Annotated in this window: 24 protein-coding genes; 12 read left to right on the top strand and 12 right to left on the bottom strand. The window is 61.0% G+C overall.

The features are described from left to right. Together AC1DM5_RS35395 and AC1DM5_RS35390 are read right to left on the bottom strand one after the other, a co-directional pair. Nucleotides 1–240, bottom strand: a 240-nt coding sequence (locus AC1DM5_RS35395) for a hypothetical protein (RefSeq protein ID WP_477823959.1), incomplete at its 3' end; no start/stop codon positions are given. A gap of 288 nt (nt 241–528) precedes the next feature. Next, entirely contained in the window at nt 529–900 is a 372-nt protein-coding gene (locus AC1DM5_RS35390; protein ID WP_477823958.1) for a COG4315 family predicted lipoprotein, read from the bottom strand. 626 nt (nt 901–1,526) lie between these two features. Here AC1DM5_RS35390 and AC1DM5_RS35385 point away from each other — a divergent pair. Further along, on the top strand, nt 1,527–2,444 hold the full coding sequence (locus AC1DM5_RS35385; protein WP_477823957.1) for a DUF1003 domain-containing protein: 918 nt from the start codon (nt 1,527–1,529) through the stop codon (nt 2,442–2,444). 21 nt (nt 2,445–2,465) lie between these two features. Here AC1DM5_RS35385 and AC1DM5_RS35380 read toward each other — a convergent pair whose 3' ends face one another. From AC1DM5_RS35380 to AC1DM5_RS35370, 3 genes are all read right to left on the bottom strand, one after another. Continuing rightward, complete coding sequence (locus AC1DM5_RS35380; protein WP_477823956.1) at nt 2,466–2,843, bottom strand: hypothetical protein; 378 nt, start codon at nt 2,841–2,843, stop codon at nt 2,466–2,468. 292 nt (nt 2,844–3,135) lie between these two features. Beyond that, nucleotides 3,136–3,456 carry a DoxX family protein gene (locus tag AC1DM5_RS35375; protein WP_477823955.1) on the bottom strand — a complete coding sequence of 107 codons (321 nt, stop codon included), beginning with the start codon at nt 3,454–3,456 and terminating at the stop codon, nt 3,136–3,138. Nucleotide 3,457: 1 nt separating this feature from the next. Then, the gene (locus AC1DM5_RS35370) at nt 3,458–3,838 is read right to left on the bottom strand and encodes a DUF4267 domain-containing protein (RefSeq protein WP_477823954.1); all 381 of its coding nucleotides are present in this window, start codon (nt 3,836–3,838) and stop codon (nt 3,458–3,460) included. Nucleotides 3,839–3,957: 119 nt separating this feature from the next. On the opposite strand from AC1DM5_RS35370, the gene AC1DM5_RS35365 reads away from it, so the two are divergent. Then, nucleotides 3,958–4,569, top strand: a complete 612-nt coding sequence (locus tag AC1DM5_RS35365) for a TetR/AcrR family transcriptional regulator (protein WP_477823953.1) — start codon at nt 3,958–3,960, stop codon at nt 4,567–4,569. Between the two features lie 39 nt (nt 4,570–4,608). On the opposite strand, the gene AC1DM5_RS35360 is transcribed toward AC1DM5_RS35365, so the two are convergent. Beyond that, nucleotides 4,609–6,207 carry a GMC oxidoreductase gene (locus tag AC1DM5_RS35360; RefSeq protein WP_477823952.1) on the bottom strand — a complete coding sequence of 533 codons (1,599 nt, stop codon included), beginning with the start codon at nt 6,205–6,207 and terminating at the stop codon, nt 4,609–4,611. Between the two features lie 229 nt (nt 6,208–6,436). Between AC1DM5_RS35360 and AC1DM5_RS35355 the strand changes: the two genes are divergently transcribed. Further along, nucleotides 6,437–6,985 (top strand): isochorismatase family protein, encoded by a 549-nt coding sequence (locus AC1DM5_RS35355; RefSeq protein ID WP_477823951.1) that lies wholly within the window; start codon nt 6,437–6,439, stop codon nt 6,983–6,985. A 22-nt stretch (nt 6,986–7,007) separates the two neighbouring features. Here the strand turns inward: AC1DM5_RS35355 and AC1DM5_RS35350 are convergent, their stop codons facing one another. Beyond that, entirely contained in the window at nt 7,008–7,811 is an 804-nt protein-coding gene (locus tag AC1DM5_RS35350) for a phosphodiester glycosidase family protein (RefSeq protein ID WP_477823950.1), read from the bottom strand. Between the two features lie 98 nt (nt 7,812–7,909). On the opposite strand from AC1DM5_RS35350, the gene AC1DM5_RS35345 reads away from it, so the two are divergent. From AC1DM5_RS35345 to AC1DM5_RS35335, 3 genes are all read left to right on the top strand, one after another. Continuing rightward, the gene (locus tag AC1DM5_RS35345; RefSeq protein WP_477823949.1) at nt 7,910–8,266 is read left to right on the top strand and encodes a hypothetical protein; all 357 of its coding nucleotides are present in this window, start codon (nt 7,910–7,912) and stop codon (nt 8,264–8,266) included. A 222-nt stretch (nt 8,267–8,488) separates the two neighbouring features. Beyond that, on the top strand, nt 8,489–9,457 hold the full coding sequence (locus tag AC1DM5_RS35340; RefSeq protein ID WP_477823948.1) for a calcium-binding protein: 969 nt from the start codon (nt 8,489–8,491) through the stop codon (nt 9,455–9,457). 284 nt (nt 9,458–9,741) lie between these two features. Beyond that, nucleotides 9,742–10,164 (top strand): cupin domain-containing protein, encoded by a 423-nt coding sequence (locus AC1DM5_RS35335; protein WP_477823947.1) that lies wholly within the window; start codon nt 9,742–9,744, stop codon nt 10,162–10,164. A gap of 107 nt (nt 10,165–10,271) precedes the next feature. Here AC1DM5_RS35335 and AC1DM5_RS35330 read toward each other — a convergent pair whose 3' ends face one another. Then, the gene (locus AC1DM5_RS35330; RefSeq protein WP_477823946.1) at nt 10,272–11,456 is read right to left on the bottom strand and encodes a serine hydrolase domain-containing protein; all 1,185 of its coding nucleotides are present in this window, start codon (nt 11,454–11,456) and stop codon (nt 10,272–10,274) included. A 53-nt stretch (nt 11,457–11,509) separates the two neighbouring features. Between AC1DM5_RS35330 and AC1DM5_RS35325 the strand changes: the two genes are divergently transcribed. Further along, nucleotides 11,510–12,136 (top strand): TetR/AcrR family transcriptional regulator, encoded by a 627-nt coding sequence (locus tag AC1DM5_RS35325; RefSeq protein WP_477823962.1) that lies wholly within the window; start codon nt 11,510–11,512, stop codon nt 12,134–12,136. 357 nt (nt 12,137–12,493) lie between these two features. Here the strand turns inward: AC1DM5_RS35325 and AC1DM5_RS35320 are convergent, their stop codons facing one another. Next, nucleotides 12,494–12,868 carry a hypothetical protein gene (locus AC1DM5_RS35320; RefSeq protein WP_477823945.1) on the bottom strand — a complete coding sequence of 125 codons (375 nt, stop codon included), beginning with the start codon at nt 12,866–12,868 and terminating at the stop codon, nt 12,494–12,496. Between the two features lie 227 nt (nt 12,869–13,095). Then, nucleotides 13,096–13,554 (bottom strand): hypothetical protein, encoded by a 459-nt coding sequence (locus AC1DM5_RS35315; protein ID WP_477823944.1) that lies wholly within the window; start codon nt 13,552–13,554, stop codon nt 13,096–13,098. Between the two features lie 267 nt (nt 13,555–13,821). Between AC1DM5_RS35315 and AC1DM5_RS35310 the strand changes: the two genes are divergently transcribed. Beyond that, complete coding sequence (locus tag AC1DM5_RS35310) at nt 13,822–14,235, top strand: hypothetical protein (RefSeq protein ID WP_477823943.1); 414 nt, start codon at nt 13,822–13,824, stop codon at nt 14,233–14,235. A gap of 27 nt (nt 14,236–14,262) precedes the next feature. Here AC1DM5_RS35310 and AC1DM5_RS35305 read toward each other — a convergent pair whose 3' ends face one another. Together AC1DM5_RS35305 and AC1DM5_RS35300 are read right to left on the bottom strand one after the other, a co-directional pair. Then, a complete protein-coding gene (locus AC1DM5_RS35305) occupies nt 14,263–14,775 on the bottom strand; it encodes an N-acetyltransferase family protein (protein WP_477823942.1) in 513 nt (170 codons plus the stop codon). Nucleotides 14,776–14,916: 141 nt separating this feature from the next. Then, nucleotides 14,917–15,402 (bottom strand): GNAT family N-acetyltransferase, encoded by a 486-nt coding sequence (locus AC1DM5_RS35300; protein ID WP_477823941.1) that lies wholly within the window; start codon nt 15,400–15,402, stop codon nt 14,917–14,919. A gap of 553 nt (nt 15,403–15,955) precedes the next feature. On the opposite strand from AC1DM5_RS35300, the gene AC1DM5_RS35295 reads away from it, so the two are divergent. From AC1DM5_RS35295 to AC1DM5_RS35280, 4 genes are all read left to right on the top strand, one after another. After that, nucleotides 15,956–16,165, top strand: coding sequence for a cold-shock protein (locus AC1DM5_RS35295; protein ID WP_007819041.1), 210 nt, complete (start codon nt 15,956–15,958; stop codon nt 16,163–16,165). A gap of 128 nt (nt 16,166–16,293) precedes the next feature. Then, entirely contained in the window at nt 16,294–16,584 is a 291-nt protein-coding gene (locus AC1DM5_RS35290; RefSeq protein ID WP_477823940.1) for a cold-shock protein, read from the top strand. Between the two features lie 28 nt (nt 16,585–16,612). Further along, the gene (gene rpsU / locus AC1DM5_RS35285) at nt 16,613–16,861 is read left to right on the top strand and encodes a 30S ribosomal protein S21 (RefSeq protein WP_007819039.1); all 249 of its coding nucleotides are present in this window, start codon (nt 16,613–16,615) and stop codon (nt 16,859–16,861) included. Nucleotides 16,862–16,900: 39 nt separating this feature from the next. Next, complete coding sequence (locus AC1DM5_RS35280) at nt 16,901–17,107, top strand: hypothetical protein (protein ID WP_037109392.1); 207 nt, start codon at nt 16,901–16,903, stop codon at nt 17,105–17,107. The last annotated feature ends 142 nt before the right edge of the window (nt 17,108–17,249 follow it).

Below are 17,249 nucleotides of genomic sequence, written 5' to 3'. Positions count from 1 at the left end.
GTCCGCATCCATCACCCCACTTCCTGACGGCGGTCGCGCCATCGCCGACATCAGCCGCAGATCGAAATCCCCATAGCCTCCGACTGTGGCCCGCGGGTTCCTTCCTCGGGGACTTTCGTACGCCTGCCGGCGCCCGAAACTCTTCACGGTACCGGCCGATCCGCAATGCGCCCCCATGTCGGTCATTCGCGCCGCATTCATCAGCACCTGAAAGCAGACAGTCGGGTAAATCGACAGCACGTCAGTACCGGGGTGACCACAAGGGGCAGGCTCCCATTACAATCTCGATGCAACCGAGATGACGGGAGACGACGATGTTTTATGCTGCCTTGGACGTGTCACTGCGGTCAGTGGCGATCTGTATTATCGACGAGGCTGGGAAAGTCAGGCTTGAGCGGTCGGTTCCATCGGACGGGCCGGGCGGGCCGGGTTTGTCGGCGAAACCACAGACAGAATAGGTCGTTCCAGAAGTTGGTCTTGGGGTTCAGGGCGATCCGACGACCGCCCATTCGAACCGTCGCCGGTGAGCTATTTGGCCACGTGCCACACTCCTCCAACGCCATCGCCGTTGGCTTCACCGGCTTTCTTATCCTCGACATAGGTGTAAAGCGGCTTACCCTCATAGGCCCACATCTCTTTGCCATCCGCAGCCTTGACTAGAGACCATTCGCCTTCCGCCTTGGCCTTGGCTCCAGCGTGGAACGCCGGCCACTTCTTCAGGCAATCGGCGTCGCAGTTGGATTTGCCTTTTGCATCTTTGTCGAATGTGTAAAGCACCATGCCTTTTTCAGTGGCCAGGACCTTGCCCATTTTCGTCTCGACCATCTTGGCCGGCTCGGCCGCAAAAGCAGACGCGGTTAAGGCAGTTAACGCACCTATCGCGATTAATATCGTTCTCATGATTTTTCTCCCATTCGGCAGTGCCGGCGGAATGCCAGCAGTACCCGATCTAACTGACAAAAACGCCCAACTATGAAAGCGGTTCCGCCCATGGGGGACGAACACGACGGCCAGCAATAGTTACAAGGTCCACGAAGCGCCAACTGCGGACTTGCCAATGATGGCAGAAGGGTCGCGTCTCGACCCCAAAGCGGTCATTTGAGTCATCGTCGGTCATGAGCATTGCAATGTTGGGCTTCTTGTCCAGTGCTTGCGCTGGAGCGAAGACACTGCAAGCTAGTGCAGCGGCCAGAGCGAAGCATTTCACGCTTCTCGTAGTCATGACTGCTATCCCCCTTTGCTGGGTTGTGTGCCCCGCCTCGATCAGGCGTGGCGTGAGAAACACGCTGACCCATGGTGTGTCGTCAATGCGGCTTCTTGTTAAGGTGAAATTGGGCTGAGCGGCCCGAGCCACCTTGCTTGCGAGGACTTCCCCGCGCGGACTGTCACGGAGTGATCTAAGCATCGAGCGTGAGGCGGCATTCCGCCGCACCCGTCAGCCCCCTCAAACTACGGCGAAATCCATGTCACAATCCTGTTGGAATTGATGGCTAGACGGGCGAAAAATCGGCAGCGAGGATCAGCAGATGGCAGAAGAGAAGCCCCTGGATTTAACGGGAGAAATCGTCGACTTCGATGCCGGGCACGGAGAGGCCGCCACCGTCGAGATGGACGACTATTCCAAGAGCCTGGCTCAGGCGAAGGCAAAGTCCGTCAAGCTGGTGGACGCGATCACAGGCCACACACTGAAGAAGAAGGACGCCTTCCATTTTGACGATCTGCGCCCCGCGCTCGCCGATTTCGTGCGGCAGAAACACCCCGGCATCCGCTCGGACGATTATATCAGCCGCAAGATGGTCGATGACTATCGCGGCCAGTACATTGCCGAATTGCTGCGCGACGAACGAGGCGAGCTCTCCAACCTCGAGGACGAGGTCGTCGAGAGCCTGAAGACCCATGACACGCTCGCCGAAAACATCGAAGAGGATTACGAGGAACACCGTTCGCTCGGCGATCGTGTCGCCGATGTCGTCGCGACCTTCGGCGGAAGCTGGACCTTCATCATCTCCTTCTGCTTCTTCCTCGCCGTGTGGATGGGGATCAACCTGGTGCTTGGCGAGAGGGCTGCCTTCGACGTCTATCCCTTCATCCTGCTGAACCTCATCCTTTCGACCATCGCCGCCCTGCAGGCGCCGATCATCATGATGAGCCAGCGCCGCCAGGAAGCTAAGGACCGGTTGCGGGCGCTCAACGACTACAAGGTCAATCTCAAGGCCGAGCTGGAAATCCGCCACCTGCATGAAAAGGTCGATCACCTGTTGAACCGGCAGTGGGAACGGCTGACCGAGATCCAGCAGATCCAGATCGAAATGATGCTGGAACAGGCCAAGGCCGCCAATCGGGCGCTGAAGTTGAGCAAGGCACAAAAATCCAAGACCAACGCGCTCAAGAGCCTCTTCAGCACCAAGCCTGCGGCGGACGAGACCGACGAAAAGGGGGAATAGGCGGTTCGGCCGGTTTTGCGATCACCATGAGTTGAGGCCGAGATCGCGCTTGCCGTTCATGACGCGCACAGAGTTCGGGCCGGTCTTGTTCCAGGTCTCGCAGATTTCCTTTCCGGCGTCCCGGCCGCCCTTCCAGGTTCGGCAAAACTTGTTGCCGGCGATGTGCCAATTGCCTTCGATCGGGATCACATCGCCGTTGTCGAGCTTGACCTGACCCTTGGCGGTCCCGTCCTTCGATATCGACAGCGTGCCGCTATATCCTTCCTTCTGTCCGCCAAGGATAAGTTCCTTGCCGTTTGACAACAGGGCCGTCAGTTCCTTGCCGGTCATCGCGGTTGCGGCGATTGCGGAGAATGCACCGAAAACAAGGATTACTGCTAAAGCTGCGATGCGCTTCATGTTTCTTTCCTCCACCTGGATGCGATGATCTTCGATTGGTCTTCCCAACCTGCCGGGGAAATGATGCACTCCAGGTCTCGATAACAACAATTAGCCATTGCTGATTATGGTATGAAAGATCATTGGTGCCCGGAAAATGTTCTAACAGATGTTGTGCTATCCTGAATTGTGCAACCTTGTGAATCCCGCCAGGGTGTAGCTGTTTCAGGCGCAACTCCGATCGGCAGGGGCGGCGTGTCAGCGCTTCGGCGACGAATGCAGCGCGGCCCGTTTTCCTCCCTGCTCACCGGGCTCAAGACGAGATCGTCGCAAGAGCGATCAGGCTGACGAAGACACTCAGCGGTGGAAGGTGCTGATGGTCGCGGTGGCGCAGAACAGTGAAGATCGCGGCTGCGATGACGACCGCCCCAAGCGCCAGGCCAGGAATGCGGCTGACGGGAAGCGCGATCAGGGCGGCGCTCGATATTTCAAGTCCGCCCGTCACAACACCCCACCAGCGCGGATAGCCCCACCGGGCAAAATCGCTTCGCGTGCCCGATGTGCCGATCGCATTGACGATGCCCGCGCCAGAGAATGCGACAGCCAGAAACCAGAGTGAAAGAACGTGAACCATCTCAGTGCGTACCTGTGATCATGGGAATGGCGGCCAGGAGCATGATTGCGGCCGTGAGGCCATGAATGCCGAAGGCGCTCTTGGTGGAACCTTTCGCCGCGAGAATGACCAGCATGTCGCCGACGGGGATCATTGCCTCGATCAGCAGGATGATGCCGATCTCCCGTTGTGCACCCCACAGCATGAAGGCAAGCACGAGCAATCCCGCCACGATGTCGCGAACGCCCTTGAGGCGAAGCCACGAGGGGGTATCAGGGTCATTTCCAGGAAGCGGCAGGCCAAAACTGCGCACCATGGTCGTTGGGCTCGCGATATAGCCGGTGCCGACCGCGATAATTGCGAGGGCCACAAGCAGTCCGATCCCATTCAGAAGCCAATCCATCACGCCATCCTTCTAGCGGTTTGAAATAATCTAGCAGTGCTAGATATAAGCTAGCGTTGCTAGATATTCAAGCCGTGATATGATCCTGATGTCAGCGGGGCAGGGCATGGAGTTTGGAAATGGGTATCGCAGAGCGAAAAAGCCGGGAACGCGCCGATCGCGAAGATCGTATCGTCGCGGCAGCCCGCGCAATTGCGGAGAGCGAGGGATGGGATGCCGTCACGATCCGCCGTCTGGCCAAGGAGATCGAATACAGCCAGCCGGTTCTCTATTCACATTTCGAGAACCGGGACGCGATCGTAGCGGCAGTCGCAGTCGAGGGCTTCAAGGAGCTCACGGCCGTTCTTCGGGCGGCGGTGGACGGGGCGAACGACCGACGAGATGCGCTCACGGATGTCGCCATGGCCTATTTTGCCTTCGCGCATAGCCGCCCGTCGCTCTACCAGGCCATGTTTATCCTCCCGACCCAATTGCGGTTCGCCGAAGCCGACACGCGAGCGGAACTTCGGGTCGGTTTCGAGGTGCTGGCAGCAGCGGTAGCTCCGTTCTGCGCCGATGCGGAGATCGTGACCGAAACCTTCTGGGCAGCCCTGCACGGACTTGCCGAGCTCGAACGGTCGGGCCGCGTTCGGCCCGGCATGCGTGACGAACGCATCGCGCTCGTCGTCCGGGCGATCGTGGATGCGGGAGGCAACCCGCCGAGCCGTGGTTCACATCATCAGGGCGAATGACTGCTGGTGCCGGGCAGGGCGGAGGAGGCATGGCCTGCACTACCCCCGCAACTCCCCCTTCAAATGATCCGCCAATCGCAGCGCCAGCGCCACCGCCGGCAATGTCGGATTGGCCTGTCCGGATACCGGAAAGACCGAGCTGCCGGCGACATAGAGGTTTTCGAGGTCGTGGCAGCGGCAGTTGCCGTCCACCACGCTTGAACGCGGCGAGGCGCCCATTCTGGTGAGCCCGATCTGGTGGTAGCCGTCGAGCGCCTGGCGGCGGACGGCGGTTTGCAGGCCGTCTTCGGGGTGGAGCCATTCGAATGTGCCGATCCGCCGTTTGCCGATCCATTCGGCCAGCGCGTGGTGGCACCTGATCAGCGAGGCGAGATCCTCCTCGTCGAAGTCGAAACTGACGGCCAGTCGCTTCAGGCCGGTTTCATCGACCTCGGAGCTCAGCCGCACGCGGTTGGAAGCAATAGGCCGCTGTTCGCCGTGATAGGCGAGCCAGTAGAGATGCTCGCCGTTCTTCACGAAGAAATTCGGCTGCCGCTCGGATTTGAGCGCTGCCGTCGTCAGTTGCAGGGCAGCGTTGAAGCTTTGCATGGGGTTTGCGACCATGTCGGACAGCGAGGTGGTGTCGGAGACGCTCGCCTTGAAGGACATCCGGCGCATCTTGCGCCTGCCGGTAATCGCCCTGAACATGTTCAGCGTCGCACGCGCCCCCGCCGTTGCATAGACCTCCTCCAGCGGCGGGCTGCGCAGCCAGAAGACGCTGTTTAAAAGATCGCGCTCGTTCTGCAGGGCGATGCTCGGTATCAGCCGCGAGCGGAACCAAGCGCCGGCGCCGTCCCGCCGGAAGAACATCTTTTCCATGAAGCTTCGATCGGTGAAGCGGATGCGGGCGAGCTCGCCGGCCAGATGCCCCATGTAATAGCGCCCGAGCGGGCCATCGACGCCGCCGAAAAGCCGCGGCGCGATTTCCTGCGCTGCCAGCAGCAGGCGGGCATTTTCGCGCCCGCCGCAGGCCAGCACGAAGATCGTCGCGCCCACGGAATGCAGCTTGCCGCGATGCCACACCATGAGCCGTTTCGTGCGGGCGCCTTCGCGATCGAGATCGAGCCCGATCACGGTTGCCTGGGTGACGAGGTGCAGGTTCGGCAGGCTTTCGATCAGCGCCCCGTGCGCCTTGGCCATATCTGGCTCGCGGGCCCAGCTCTCGATCGAGGGTTCGAATTCACCGTCCATGTCCGGCATCTCGACGTCAGGTAGTTCGGCGCCGAGAAAGGTGCGGGCATCGTCATAATAGGCCCTGAAGGCGCTGTGCTCGATCGGCCAGCGGGCATCGCCGCGCGCCGGCCTGCCATCGAAATCGCTGTCGTCGAACTCCACGCACCGGCCGCCCCAGGCCTTCGAGGTGCCGCCGACTGCGCGGCGGATCGTCAGGCTCGCTTCGGCATGGTGGGCAGTGCTGATGGAGGCCGCGGCCGCCAGCCGGTTGGTCTTTTCCGAGATCGCCTTGCCGCCGGATTCCAGGAGCGCGACCGAAAGCCCCGACCGGGCAAGCGCGATGCCCAGCGCCAGACCGACAGGCCCGGAACCGACGACGCAAACATCGACGCGCCCCGCGAGCAGGTTTTGAAGCGACGAAATCATTTCACCACCCTGGCTATGATGGCGGGATCATAGCGGCATTTTGCGGTGGGGTGTAACGTATTTTTGCAGAATTCAGCCTTTGGTTGTCGGCGCTGTCGCCGCGGCGTTCACGACTACATTACCAGGGCCGCCTCGCTAGATTTGGGGAGCGACTTGCCCTACGGCAGGTGGTAGACCTGAAGGCCAGAGTTTCGAAAGCATTGGCCAGAGCGCCTGGAGGATATCGACCATGACGAGTGCACTCCTCATCATCGATATGCAGATGGCTATGCAGGAGCGGCTGGATGCCGGGCGCGAGCGTGTGAATGGCGAGGCGGGAGAGAATATCGCCGCCCTTGCCGCCGCCTTCCGCGCCGCCCGCAAGCCGGTCATCCATATCCGCCATCGCGACGCCGACGAGAGTTCGGCGCTGCATGAGACGGCGCCCGGCTACCAGCCGATGCCCTGTGCCGTGGCGCGGGAGAACGAACCTGTTTTCATCAAGTGCACCTCGTCGGGCTTTGCCTCCACCGAGCTCGAGGGCTATCTGCAAGAGGTCGGCATCACCCACTTGGTGGTGACAGGGGCGGTCGCCGGTTTCTGTGTCAATACCACCGTGCGCGCCGGTTCCGATCTCGGTTTCAAGATGAGCGTCGTCAGCGACGCCGTGCTCGGCTTCGACCTGCCGGATGCGCATCTATCGGCCCGCGCGATCTTCGACGTGACGATGGCGCATCTGAAATCCGATTTCGCCGAGATCGTCGAGACGCGGCAGTTGACGGCCATGCAGCCTGCTTGATGGGGCGGCCTGAGTTCAACGCCTAGCCCTGCTTCTCATCCACCAGCCCGAGGATCGGCCCGTAGCCGCCGTGCCAGGACGTGTCGTTGCGGCCGAGTGCCGGATTGTAGAGCCCGGTGCCGCGCCCGCCATCGAGGAAGAGCGCATCGGCGCATTTCAGCTCGTCGCGGAAGAGCCTTGCGAAATCGTGGAAGTTCACCCTGTCCTCGCTGATAACGAAGCGGAGCGTGCCGTCGGATGAGATGCCGACACCGTTGCGGCGCGTGCGGTCGGTCGAGCCGGGTATGAAGATCGGGTTGATCCTGTTGTCGATGACCAGCATCGGGCCGGATTGCGTGGCGAGGCGCACCTCGCGCTCCTGCTTCAGGAAATCCTCGGTAGGAATGATGTGCGGGCCGGCCTCATCGAGATAGAAGATGCCGTTCGGCGTCTTGTAGAAATTCGGCACCGGGCCGGAAACCTTGGGCGGCGCCTCGGTATTTGCCGGGATCAGCTCCCTGCCATCCTCGACATAAAGCCCCATCGGCGTGAAATCCTCGCGGTACATGCCGGCATTCATGGCAAAGAGAAGCCAATGTCCTTCACCGGTGACAGCATCGGCGACGCCCGAAAAATTGCGATAGGGCTTGCCCCCGGCATCCTTCCAGAACAGGCGCAGATCCGCCTTTGCGGGATCGACATCGCAGACGATATAGGCGGCGCCTTCGAAGTTTTGGCGCGCGCATGGGTCTGCCGGCGCCGGCGTGCCGTCTGCATCGGGCGCATCGGCTCTCGCGGCAAACGCGCAGGCAAGGAGAAGGGCAAAGGCGAACATGGTGCGAAGCATCGGCATCTCCTGACTCGTAACCCGTGACTCGTAGCTGATGACGGGGAAAGAAGGCGAGAGCGAGGATCAAATTAACGTCTGCCTGCGAAGCTTGCCGCATGCACACGCTGACCGACCTCCTGCCATGGATACTGGCCCTGCCGCCCGCCCTTTGGGAGACCGAACGGGTCTGGAAGGCCTATGGCGCAGCGCTCGGCGCAGTTGCCGGCGTCATCGTCTTCGGCGGTATCTTCCTCTGGGTGGCCGCACTGGCATTGATCATCTCCGACCTCGATATGCGGTTGGGTCCTGTCACTGTGGTGCAGGCGCTCTGCCTGCTGGTCGCGTCGCCGGCGGTCACCTGGTGGGTCGGGCGGAAGTCGAGCCTTGCCGCCGGCATTTTCGCAGGCATCGCCGCGGGCTTTTGCCTCCTCTTCGTTACGAGCGTCATCTGGCTTGCCGTGGAGGGCGTCTGAGCAGCAGTGCGGGAGAGGCCGGTTGGTCAGCACCAAACCCGGCGGTCAAATAAACTCCTCGGCAACTGCAGGTGATACTCAATATCCTGCATATCCCGTTCTGCGTTTTTTAACCAACTGCCACCTAGGGTCGTGCCGTTATTCTTAAGGCAAGCATGACGCTCTGCAATCAACTGGCGCTCCAGGCCCATGATGGCTGCGGGCGACCCTTGAGGAAGCACCATGACATCTATTTCATCTATTCATAGTTCGGCCGCCCTGACCTTGCTGAAGAGCATTCGCTCAAATCAGCAGCAGGATCCGACGTCGCCGGACGGGATTCTCAGTGCTGCAACCGCGGCCGGTCTTTTACCCGACCCCTTGGATGCGAGCGGAAAAATCGTCCGGATCCTCCTGGAAAGCGGCGGCCAGTTGATCGCCGGCGGCGTCAATGCCGGTCTGGTAGGCACGGATGGCGATGACATCATGAAGGGCGGGATCGGCTCCTCGTTCAGCGGCGGCGCCGGAAATGACTACATCGACGCCGGCGGCCTCAACAAGATCAGCGGTGGTGCGGGCGATGACACGATCGTGACACGCGGCGGGTCAGACATCAACGGCGACAGTGGCGACGATCAGATCACCGCAGCCACGACCCACAACACGATCAGGGGCGGAGCCGGCAACGATATCATCCAGGCGGGTTCGGCCAACACCATCGACGGCGGAGAAGGCGACGATCGCATCTCGGCGGGCGCAAGCAATGTCGTTACCGGAGGGACGGGCGACGATATCATTACTCTCACCGCAAGGCGCTCCGAAATGGGCAGCAACATCCCAACGGAAACGGGCTCGCTTATCAAATATGCGGCCGGTGACGGCAAGGACAAGCTGAACCTTGTCGGATCGGACTCGACGCTTGAGCTCGGCGAAGGCATCTCTGCGGAGAACACCCATATCTCCATCACTGATAACACAGCGACCATTACATTCGATGGAAGCGACCGCGACAGCATCACCGTGAACCTGACGCCAGATTCCGCCCTGACGGTGAAATTCGCCGATGGTCGTTCGCAACAGATCGCCTTCGATCCCAGCACGGATTACAGCTGGCGGGTTGATCCGTGGGAAAGCATAAGACATCTGCAGGCAACGCAGGATCTGCGGGATGCTGCTGCCGTGGCCGCAGTCAGAGCCTATATCCGATCCTGACGGGTTGAGACTGGCCGGGCGTGTACCGAGCTCATCGGTGCCCGGCCTGCATTTTTGGTTCGGCGATCGCGCTGAGGCATTCGTGCATACCGCAAATGCCGACGCCGCCAAAAAAATGCCCGGAGGGGACAGCCGTTCCTGTGGTAGAGAACGCCCGTACAAGGCGCTGGGGCAGGGCGCCCGAGCCGATCGTTCGGAAAGTCACCCCCAGGCACCATTGGCCAGCCGCGCCCCGCGGTATATCCTGCCCACCGGCCGGTGACATAACCGCAAAGGATGCGCTCATGGAGACGATCAGGATCGGCGGTTTGGCGCTGGAATTCCTGCACGGCAAGGATGATACGGCCGGCAGCCTCGATCTTTTTCGCATGACGGTCGCGCCGCAGGCAAAAGTGCCGGTGCCGCATTATCATGAGAGCTGGGATGAGGTGGTCTATGGTCTCTCGGGCACGCTCACCTTCCGCATCGACGGCGCCGATCATGTGATCGGGCCGGGCGGATCGGCCTTCATTCGCCGCGGCGTGGTGCATTCCTTCCGCAATGACAGCCAAGAGCCGGCAACCGTCTTGAACGTCCTGACCCCCGGCGTGCTCGGCCCGGCCTATTTTCGCGAAATTGCCGATCTCATGGCGGCCGGCGGGCCGCCCGATCTGGAGAAGGTGAAGGCGATCATGAGCCGCTACGGGCTGGTGCCGGTAGCGGGCTAGGCGGCGGCCACAGCATCGGCCCGAAAATCGGAATCGATTTTCGGAAAGCCTGATGCGTCGGTTCAAAAGTCAGAGCGTCCTCCAGCGAGGATGGCCACCGCAGTCCGTCATGCCGCGAGCATTCCTACGAAATCCGCATAGGCCGCCTTGCGGATATCGGTCTTGAACTGGCCCCACATGCCCTCCAGCGCCGTGTTGGTCAGCGTCAGCACTGTCAGCCCGTTGGCGGGGTCGATGAACCAGTTGTGACCGTAGGCGCCGCCCCATTGCAGCGTGCCCGGCGCCTGTGGCGAGGCATCGGCGGCCGGATCTGCGAGCACTGCCCAGCCGAGGCCGAAACCCCAGCCGGGGCCGTCGGACTGGGCGGACGCGCCGATGCGGTCGCGCCGCATTTCGGCAAGGGTCTCCGGTTTCAGGATGCCGCCGCCATCGGTGCGCATCGCCTCGAAGAAGCGCAGCATGTCGTCTGCCGTACCGACCATGCCCGCACCACCCGAGGGATAGGCGGAGGGCGCAAGCGCGCGCGACGGCGAGAAGATGGCGTTGCCGGTGGTGGTGCCATCGCGCATGGCCTCCGGCTCCGGCGTGCCGTCCAGATAGGGTTTGACCAGACGTTCCGGTGCGCGGGCCAGAAAGCCGGTGTCGGCCATGCCGAGCGGGCCGGTGACATGCTTTGCGACGATCTCCTGCAGCGGCGCACCCGCCACGCGCTCCAGAACCGCGCCGATAACATCGATGCCGAGCGAATAGCGCCAGGCGCTGCCGGGCGCAAAGGCGAGCGGGGCTTCACCCAGCCGACGGATATTCTCGCTCAGGTCGAAATCCACGAGGTCGAGCCCGTCGGAAATGCCGAGCCTGCGATAGGCGCCCTCCGGCCCCTCGATGAAGCCGTAGCCGAGGCCGGATGTGTGGGTCAGCAGATGTTCCAGCGTAATGCCCGGCCGGCTGCCATCGGCAAGCGCCGGGCGGAAATCCGGCAGGGTGGCGGTGACAGGATCGGAGAGCTTGATTACGCCCGTCTCGACGAAATGCATGGCGGCAGCGGTGACGACCGGCTTGGTGAGCGAAGCGAGCCGGAAGACCAGCGACGCTTCCATCGGACGGCCGGCTTCGCGATCGGCAAGGCCGGCGGCGCGGCGATAGACCATCTCGCCGTCCTTCAGCACGGTCACGACGGTGCCGACGATGCGCCGCTCGGCGATGGCGCTGTCGATTGCCCGATCAAGCGCCGGCGATGTTTTTTCTGGCCCCGATCTTTTTTCCGGCCCCGATCTTTGCTCTGGAATAGACATCACGATCCTCCTATTATCACAATGACCACTCCAGAATAACGGAGCGCCAGAGGATTTCAAGAGTGACCACTGTGATAAATGAAGAAAAGCGCCGCCGCGGCCGCCCACCGGCTTTCGACCGCGCCGAGGTGCTGGGCAGGGCGGCCATCCTCTTCTGGCAGCGCGGTTATGAGGGCACCTCGATTTCGGACCTGACGGAGGCCATGGGCATCACCCCGCAAAGCCTCTATGCCGCCTTCGGCTCCAAGGCGGAGCTCTACCGCGATGCGGTTAGCTGGTATTTGCACAATGTCGGCGAAAGCGGCTGGCAGGAAGCAGAAGACGTGGTCGATGCCTTCCGCACGCTGCTCGAGGACACGGCCGTCAATTTCACCCGACCCGGCTATCCGCCCGGCTGCATGATCTCGACTGCGGTGCTGACGGCCGCCGTCGAGAATATCGATGTCGCCGCCCATATGAGCCAGCTGCGCGAGGCCAATGTCGGCCGCTTCGTGGAGCGTTTGCAGCGCGCCATCAGTGAAGGGCAATTGCGCCCGGATGCCGATGTGACGGCGCTCGCCCGCTTTCTCGGCGCGATCATCCAGGGCATGGCGGTGCAGGCGCGCGATGGCGCGGATACGGCGACCTTGCGAGATATTGCCGGCATGGCGATTGCGCAGCTGGAGCGCTGGCGGGTGTGATTAGGGAGCAGGTGGCGGGTTGGCGCCTGTATGAAGAGTGAGAAGGGGCATGACGCGTGGCGGTACTGCCTTTCCCCCTATCGTCGACCGCAGCTTACCCTAGGAGAGCGGTAGGAAGAATTCCACCCAGACGAGCCTCACGTAACGGAATACACCTTTGAATCCGTTCAGTTTTCTCGAAAATCTTCGCAATCGCGCAAAACATCACCCGATTGGGGGATGGCGGTTATCAGGCTAACGGCTAGGGTGAGATCGGCCTTGTGGAGCTGGGCCGACTTGACGCAAATTGGAGGCCGTCCTTCCCGACGAGCCTCCTTTTTTATGTGCCATCCCCGGCCGTGCGAGAGCGCACAAAAACTACCGGGCGTGAACGCCCAGCAGCTCGAACTCGTCGATCAAGCCAACCACCTTCTCGCCGTCGAATGTCTCAGCGCCGATGATGCTTTGCCCATCATATTTCTCGGCCTGCAGGATGATGACGTATTTGTCCTGTTCGCGGAAATAGCCGTATTGCGGGATTTCGATATCGAGCGGCTTTCCATCGCTGCTGCCATCCTGCCCGGCTGCGAAGATCGCGATTCCGTTATCGACATCTTCGGGCGCAGCACCCCGGCCGATCAAAAAGCCCGAGTCCGGCAGGGCCGGCCATCTGGCGGCGCCGCTGAAAAGCAGGGCTGCACTCAACGCGATGGCGAATGCCCGGACCGTCTTGAACTGCATCGTGTTTGCCATGCTCCCATCTTGCCGTCGAAAAGGGCCGCGCGAAAAAGCCCCGCGCGAACAGGGAAGCGAGGAAAGCGTCATTCCATGAGGCGCCCTCCCATCCGCGAGCCCTCAAAAAGCCGCAAGCGAAGGCAAGGGCAAGGCAGGACGAGGCCGGTGCACAGATTTATTCGCGGTGTTGCATATAGGTCAAAACGGCATCCGGTAGCCGGATACCGGTAGAGGGTGCCGAGGGCTCAATCCCGCTTCTGGTTTGGGGCTTTCATGTAGTCGCAGATCCCCGAGAAATAAAAGGTCTGCCCGCCATGTTCGACCTTCGACAGGCCAAATTCCCAAACGGCGAATTTATCGGAATCGTAATATACGGCGGCGCCCAGGAAAGCTTCGAGCTGGCCGCAATCGCCGAGGCCGGTGCCCGTAAAGATCGAGAGCGTTTTGCCTTCGAACTGGCCCTTCAGCACCTTGTCGATCTCGAAATCGCCGCGTGTCATCCGGGCCGGCCGCCCATCGGCCAGCGAATCCGGAAGCTCGACGCCGTAGGTCACCAGCTTCATGCGGCCTTTCACCACGAGGTCGGAGCTGGAAAACTTCTGCTTTTCGGACATTTTCTTGCAGCTGCAGGCGGCAGCCTCTGAGGCCGTCAGCCCCAGAAAAAGCGACGCAAAGATTGCGGCCACGACACGACATGACTTCATCGAAATCCCCATCTGAAAGAACGCATCATCCACCCCGGCCGCTTCTAGGCATGATTGCAGAAAATGGCGGGCCGATGGCAGAACAGTCTGTGCGTCTGATCTTTCTGAAGGGGTTTGGCTACGGGCCGTTGCATTGCTGTAACAGCTGTTTATCTTGGTTTGTCGTGGTCGAATCTGCAGTGTTACCGTAAGGCGTGATTTCGCAATTCAAAATTGACTTTCCATAGGGTTCGGATAGGCGAGCAGATGCATGCAGGAGGGGATATTGTGAAAAAATTCATTGTAACTCTGGCTCTCATTTCCCTGGCGGCAAGCGTATCCGGCCCGACGGAAGCTGCCGACAGCTATCAGCGGCAATCCGTATCCAGAACGGTGATGACGGGCGTGCGGTCGAAGCTCAGTCAGCACTGGCACATCAAGAATAACTGCAGGCTGGCAGATGTGCCGGTCACCCGTATCGTCGAGGCTCCAAAACACGGGCGTGTCGAGATTGCGCGTGAGCGCGTCTTTCCTGATGCGAGCGGACCGTATGCCCGCTGCCGGAATGTTGAGGTACCGGGTCTCGTTCTCTATTATACCGCCAAGGGCGGATATACGGGCAAAGACAAGTTCATCCTGCGCGCTCCCCACGGCGACGGGTTGATCAGGGACACCACGTTCAATGTACTGGTGCTGAACTAGGCTGTTACGCCGGTCAGCCGGGGCCGTTTAGCTGCCGTCCTGATCCGCTTCGCGTGTCATCTCGACCATTGTCGGTCGAAAGCCCATGGCGGCGAACAGGCTGCGCGCGGTCTCGTTGCGGTGGGCAGTCGAGAGCACGAAGCGTTCGGCGCCGAGGGATTTCAGTCCGGCCATCGCCGCTTCCAGCAGCATCCGGCCAACGCCTTCGCGCCGCCGCGTCGGATCGACGAAGAGATCGTGGATGACGCCTGCCGGCCCGCGCAGGGACATATAGTCGAAACCTTCGAGCGCCGCATAGGCATAGCCGAGCAGCGCGCCGTCCTCTTCGGCGACGAGGAGCACAGTCTCCGGCAGAGCGAGCTCGCTTTCAAGGAACTGCGCATATCGCGCCGGCGTGCTTTTTGCCGCTTCGATGAAGCGCTTGGCGTCCAGTTCGTGATGCAGCGTGACGAGCAGGGCTCCGAAGCCGCCGAGGGTTTCCATGTCGGCGGGCCTGGCGGGGCGGATCCTTACAGCATGTTCAACCGGCTTCGTCGCCATATGTCGTTCCAGTGGGCTTTTAATCGAGGCGCTGCTTTTAATCGAAGCGCTGGGGGTGCGCGGAGATCCTTCCTACATCGCGGCTGGTTCCAAGGCCATATCCTGCGTGAGCGATGAAGCCTGCGGGCGGCCGGACGCCTGTTATCCAGCGATGGCCGGGCCGGACACATATTCCGGAAATTCAGCCGCACCCCGGCTCAGCGCCTTCACCATCAGCAGCCCGTCATCGAAATATCCGTTTCTCTGATAGAACTGATGCGTGCGCTCGCGGCCGAGGATCATGGCGATGCGGATGACGGCGCATTCCGTGCGCTCGGCTTCCGCCTCCATCCAGGCCATTAGTGCTGCGCCGATGCCGCGGCTGCGCAGTTCCTCGTCGACAGACAGATTGTCCACTTCCATATATTTGCCGCACCAGAGCTGCGTGCCGGTCCAGAAACCGGAAATGCCCACCATGCGCTCGCCCATATAGGCGGCGATGCAGCGGTAGTTGCCCTGCGCGATCATTGCCGACAGGCGCTCGCGGAAGACGGCCTCGCTCAAGTGGCCGACCTGGCTGTTGAGCGGAAAGATCGTCGCGATTTCATCCATGCCGAAAAGCTCGCGGATGATGATATCCCCGGACATGACACGCCCCCCTGTCACTGTCGTCAGACTGCATCCGATCGGTGTCGCCGTCCAGAGCGGAACTCAGTGGGGCTGCTTTGTCTTTATGGTTGTGCCGTGGGACACCGCTCTGGTCCGCCGACCACCTCAACAAGCGGCTTGACCTTTACGCCCATCTGCCGTTTGATCGGGCTGCAAGGCTCGTTGTCCGGGGAAGCCTGCGCGTCCAGCGAATCTCCGCCCTAGTGGGGGAGATGGTCGGCAGGGCAGAGGGGTGTTCGGCGGCACTTCGCCGGCTTCCAGACCTTCGGCGGGGCCTGCGCCACTCGCTTATGCGAATAAATATTTGGACCGCAAATCAGCCGCTTACAGCAGGAACTTGCAGGCGATTCGAAGTTTTTCCGCCTATATCTGTTGCCAAATTTAAAATTGACCGTATATTACGCTCATCGACCATTGCTTGTGACGTCGTTGAAGAGCCTATGCGCTCTCGTCAGATTTCCTTCCAAATAATCGACCCAATCCCGCAGGGTATCGCGGGGAACTTCAACGGTTGCTTTGAAAGGAGATCGTTATGAATACAGGTACAGTCAAGTGGTTCAACGCCACCAAGGGTTTCGGTTTTATCCAGCCGGATAACGGCGGCACCGACGTTTTCGTCCACATTTCTGCAGTTGAACGCGCTGGTCTGCGCTCGCTCGCAGACGGACAGAAGGTCACCTACGACATCGTGCAGGACCGTCGCTCGGGCAAGAGCTCTGCTGACAACCTCCGCGCTGCCTAAGAATTTGTCACGACTTCGCGCGACCACGGATGTACTGGCGCGCGGAGACGAAGACAGAGGCCAGAAACTGGCCGGGGAAGGTCGGGAGCAGTCCCGGCCTTTTATTTTGATTTCATGTGGAGAACGATATGGTAAGCCGTCGTTACCGGCCGGGTGACACCATCATGCTCAAGCATGGCGTTCTCGGCAGCGCCCAGCCCTCGGGCTCGGGCAACATTCTATCCGTCCTGCCGGCCGCGCAGGGCTTCGTCCATTATCGCGTCCGGTTCCAGAGCGAGAATTTCGAGCGCAGCATCCGCCAGGATGATATAGACGTCGCGGCATCGCCCTCGGCGCCCGTGCCTACCGAAGTGCTGGCGGCTTCCGAAAGTTCAAAATCGAGCTGGATCAATTCGAATTCGATCCGCATCAGGAAATAACAGCAGCAAAGCTGATTAAGGAGAAATCTTGCAGGTACTCGTCCGAGACAACAATGTCGATCAGGCCCTCCGTGTGCTCAAGAAGAAGCTGCAGCGCGAAGGTGTGTTCCGTGAAATGAAGGAACGCAGCGCCTATGAAAAGCCGTCGGAAAAGCGCGCCCGCGAAAAGGGCGAAGCAATCCGCCGCGCCCGCAAGCTCGCCCGCAAGCAGGCGCAGCGCGAAGGCCTGCTGCCGGCACCGAAGAAGAAGGTGATGCCCGCCCGCGGCGGTCGCTGACGTTTTCCCGGTTTCCGAATCCATCGAGAAGGAGGAAACATGACCGAGACGAAGGACACGTTCTTCAAGCCCGAAAAGCTTTCGCCGCAGGCGAAGGCCGAGCAGACGACGTCTGTCGCCAGGGACATCCTTGAAAGCGAAGCTGTCGCCCGGCAGAAGAAAACGGAAAAGCTGCGCGCGCTGAGGCTCGCCCAGCCAGCCCCCGAGGCACCGGCAAAGAAGACCAGGGCGCCGAAGAAGGGCTAGGGGCTTTCGAGCCTCGCCTTGATTTGGCTTTGGTATGTTGATGATTTTGAAGCGGTGCTCTTTGGGCGCCGCTTTTTGTGTTTGGTGATGGCGCTATACCGATTCGGCTCGCCGTGAGGCCGAAGGGAGCTAAGACGGCACC

Source organism: Rhizobium sp. 01T437 (assembly GCF_056398505.1).
The sequence above is the reverse complement of the archived record's forward strand: the minus strand, read 5'-3'. Positions and strand labels throughout refer to the sequence as shown.

Coding starts and splice junctions, on each gene's coding strand:
- AC1DM5_RS35320 (WP_477823945.1), bottom strand. CDS start 12,868: ATGGCAAACACGATGCAGTTCAAGACGGTCCGGGCATTCGCCATCGCG.
- AC1DM5_RS35345 (WP_477823949.1), top strand. CDS start 7,910: ATGCACACGCTGACCGACCTCCTGCCATGGATACTGGCCCTGCCGCCC.
- AC1DM5_RS35380 (WP_477823956.1), bottom strand. CDS start 2,843: ATGAAGCGCATCGCAGCTTTAGCAGTAATCCTTGTTTTCGGTGCATTC.
- AC1DM5_RS35365 (WP_477823953.1), top strand. CDS start 3,958: ATGGGTATCGCAGAGCGAAAAAGCCGGGAACGCGCCGATCGCGAAGAT.
- AC1DM5_RS35335 (WP_477823947.1), top strand. CDS start 9,742: ATGGAGACGATCAGGATCGGCGGTTTGGCGCTGGAATTCCTGCACGGC.
- AC1DM5_RS35300 (WP_477823941.1), bottom strand. CDS start 15,402: ATGTCCGGGGATATCATCATCCGCGAGCTTTTCGGCATGGATGAAATC.
- AC1DM5_RS35315 (WP_477823944.1), bottom strand. CDS start 13,554: ATGAAGTCATGTCGTGTCGTGGCCGCAATCTTTGCGTCGCTTTTTCTG.
- AC1DM5_RS35370 (WP_477823954.1), bottom strand. CDS start 3,838: ATGGATTGGCTTCTGAATGGGATCGGACTGCTTGTGGCCCTCGCAATT.
- AC1DM5_RS35360 (WP_477823952.1), bottom strand. CDS start 6,207: ATGATTTCGTCGCTTCAAAACCTGCTCGCGGGGCGCGTCGATGTTTGC.
- AC1DM5_RS35340 (WP_477823948.1), top strand. CDS start 8,489: ATGACATCTATTTCATCTATTCATAGTTCGGCCGCCCTGACCTTGCTG.
- AC1DM5_RS35290 (WP_477823940.1), top strand. CDS start 16,294: ATGGTAAGCCGTCGTTACCGGCCGGGTGACACCATCATGCTCAAGCAT.
- AC1DM5_RS35355 (WP_477823951.1), top strand. CDS start 6,437: ATGACGAGTGCACTCCTCATCATCGATATGCAGATGGCTATGCAGGAG.
- AC1DM5_RS35385 (WP_477823957.1), top strand. CDS start 1,527: ATGGCAGAAGAGAAGCCCCTGGATTTAACGGGAGAAATCGTCGACTTC.
- AC1DM5_RS35330 (WP_477823946.1), bottom strand. CDS start 11,456: ATGTCTATTCCAGAGCAAAGATCGGGGCCGGAAAAAAGATCGGGGCCA.
- AC1DM5_RS35390 (WP_477823958.1), bottom strand. CDS start 900: ATGAGAACGATATTAATCGCGATAGGTGCGTTAACTGCCTTAACCGCG.
- AC1DM5_RS35305 (WP_477823942.1), bottom strand. CDS start 14,775: ATGGCGACGAAGCCGGTTGAACATGCTGTAAGGATCCGCCCCGCCAGG.
- AC1DM5_RS35295 (WP_007819041.1), top strand. CDS start 15,956: ATGAATACAGGTACAGTCAAGTGGTTCAACGCCACCAAGGGTTTCGGT.
- AC1DM5_RS35280 (WP_037109392.1), top strand. CDS start 16,901: ATGACCGAGACGAAGGACACGTTCTTCAAGCCCGAAAAGCTTTCGCCG.
- AC1DM5_RS35375 (WP_477823955.1), bottom strand. CDS start 3,456: ATGGTTCACGTTCTTTCACTCTGGTTTCTGGCTGTCGCATTCTCTGGC.
- AC1DM5_RS35350 (WP_477823950.1), bottom strand. CDS start 7,811: ATGCTTCGCACCATGTTCGCCTTTGCCCTTCTCCTTGCCTGCGCGTTT.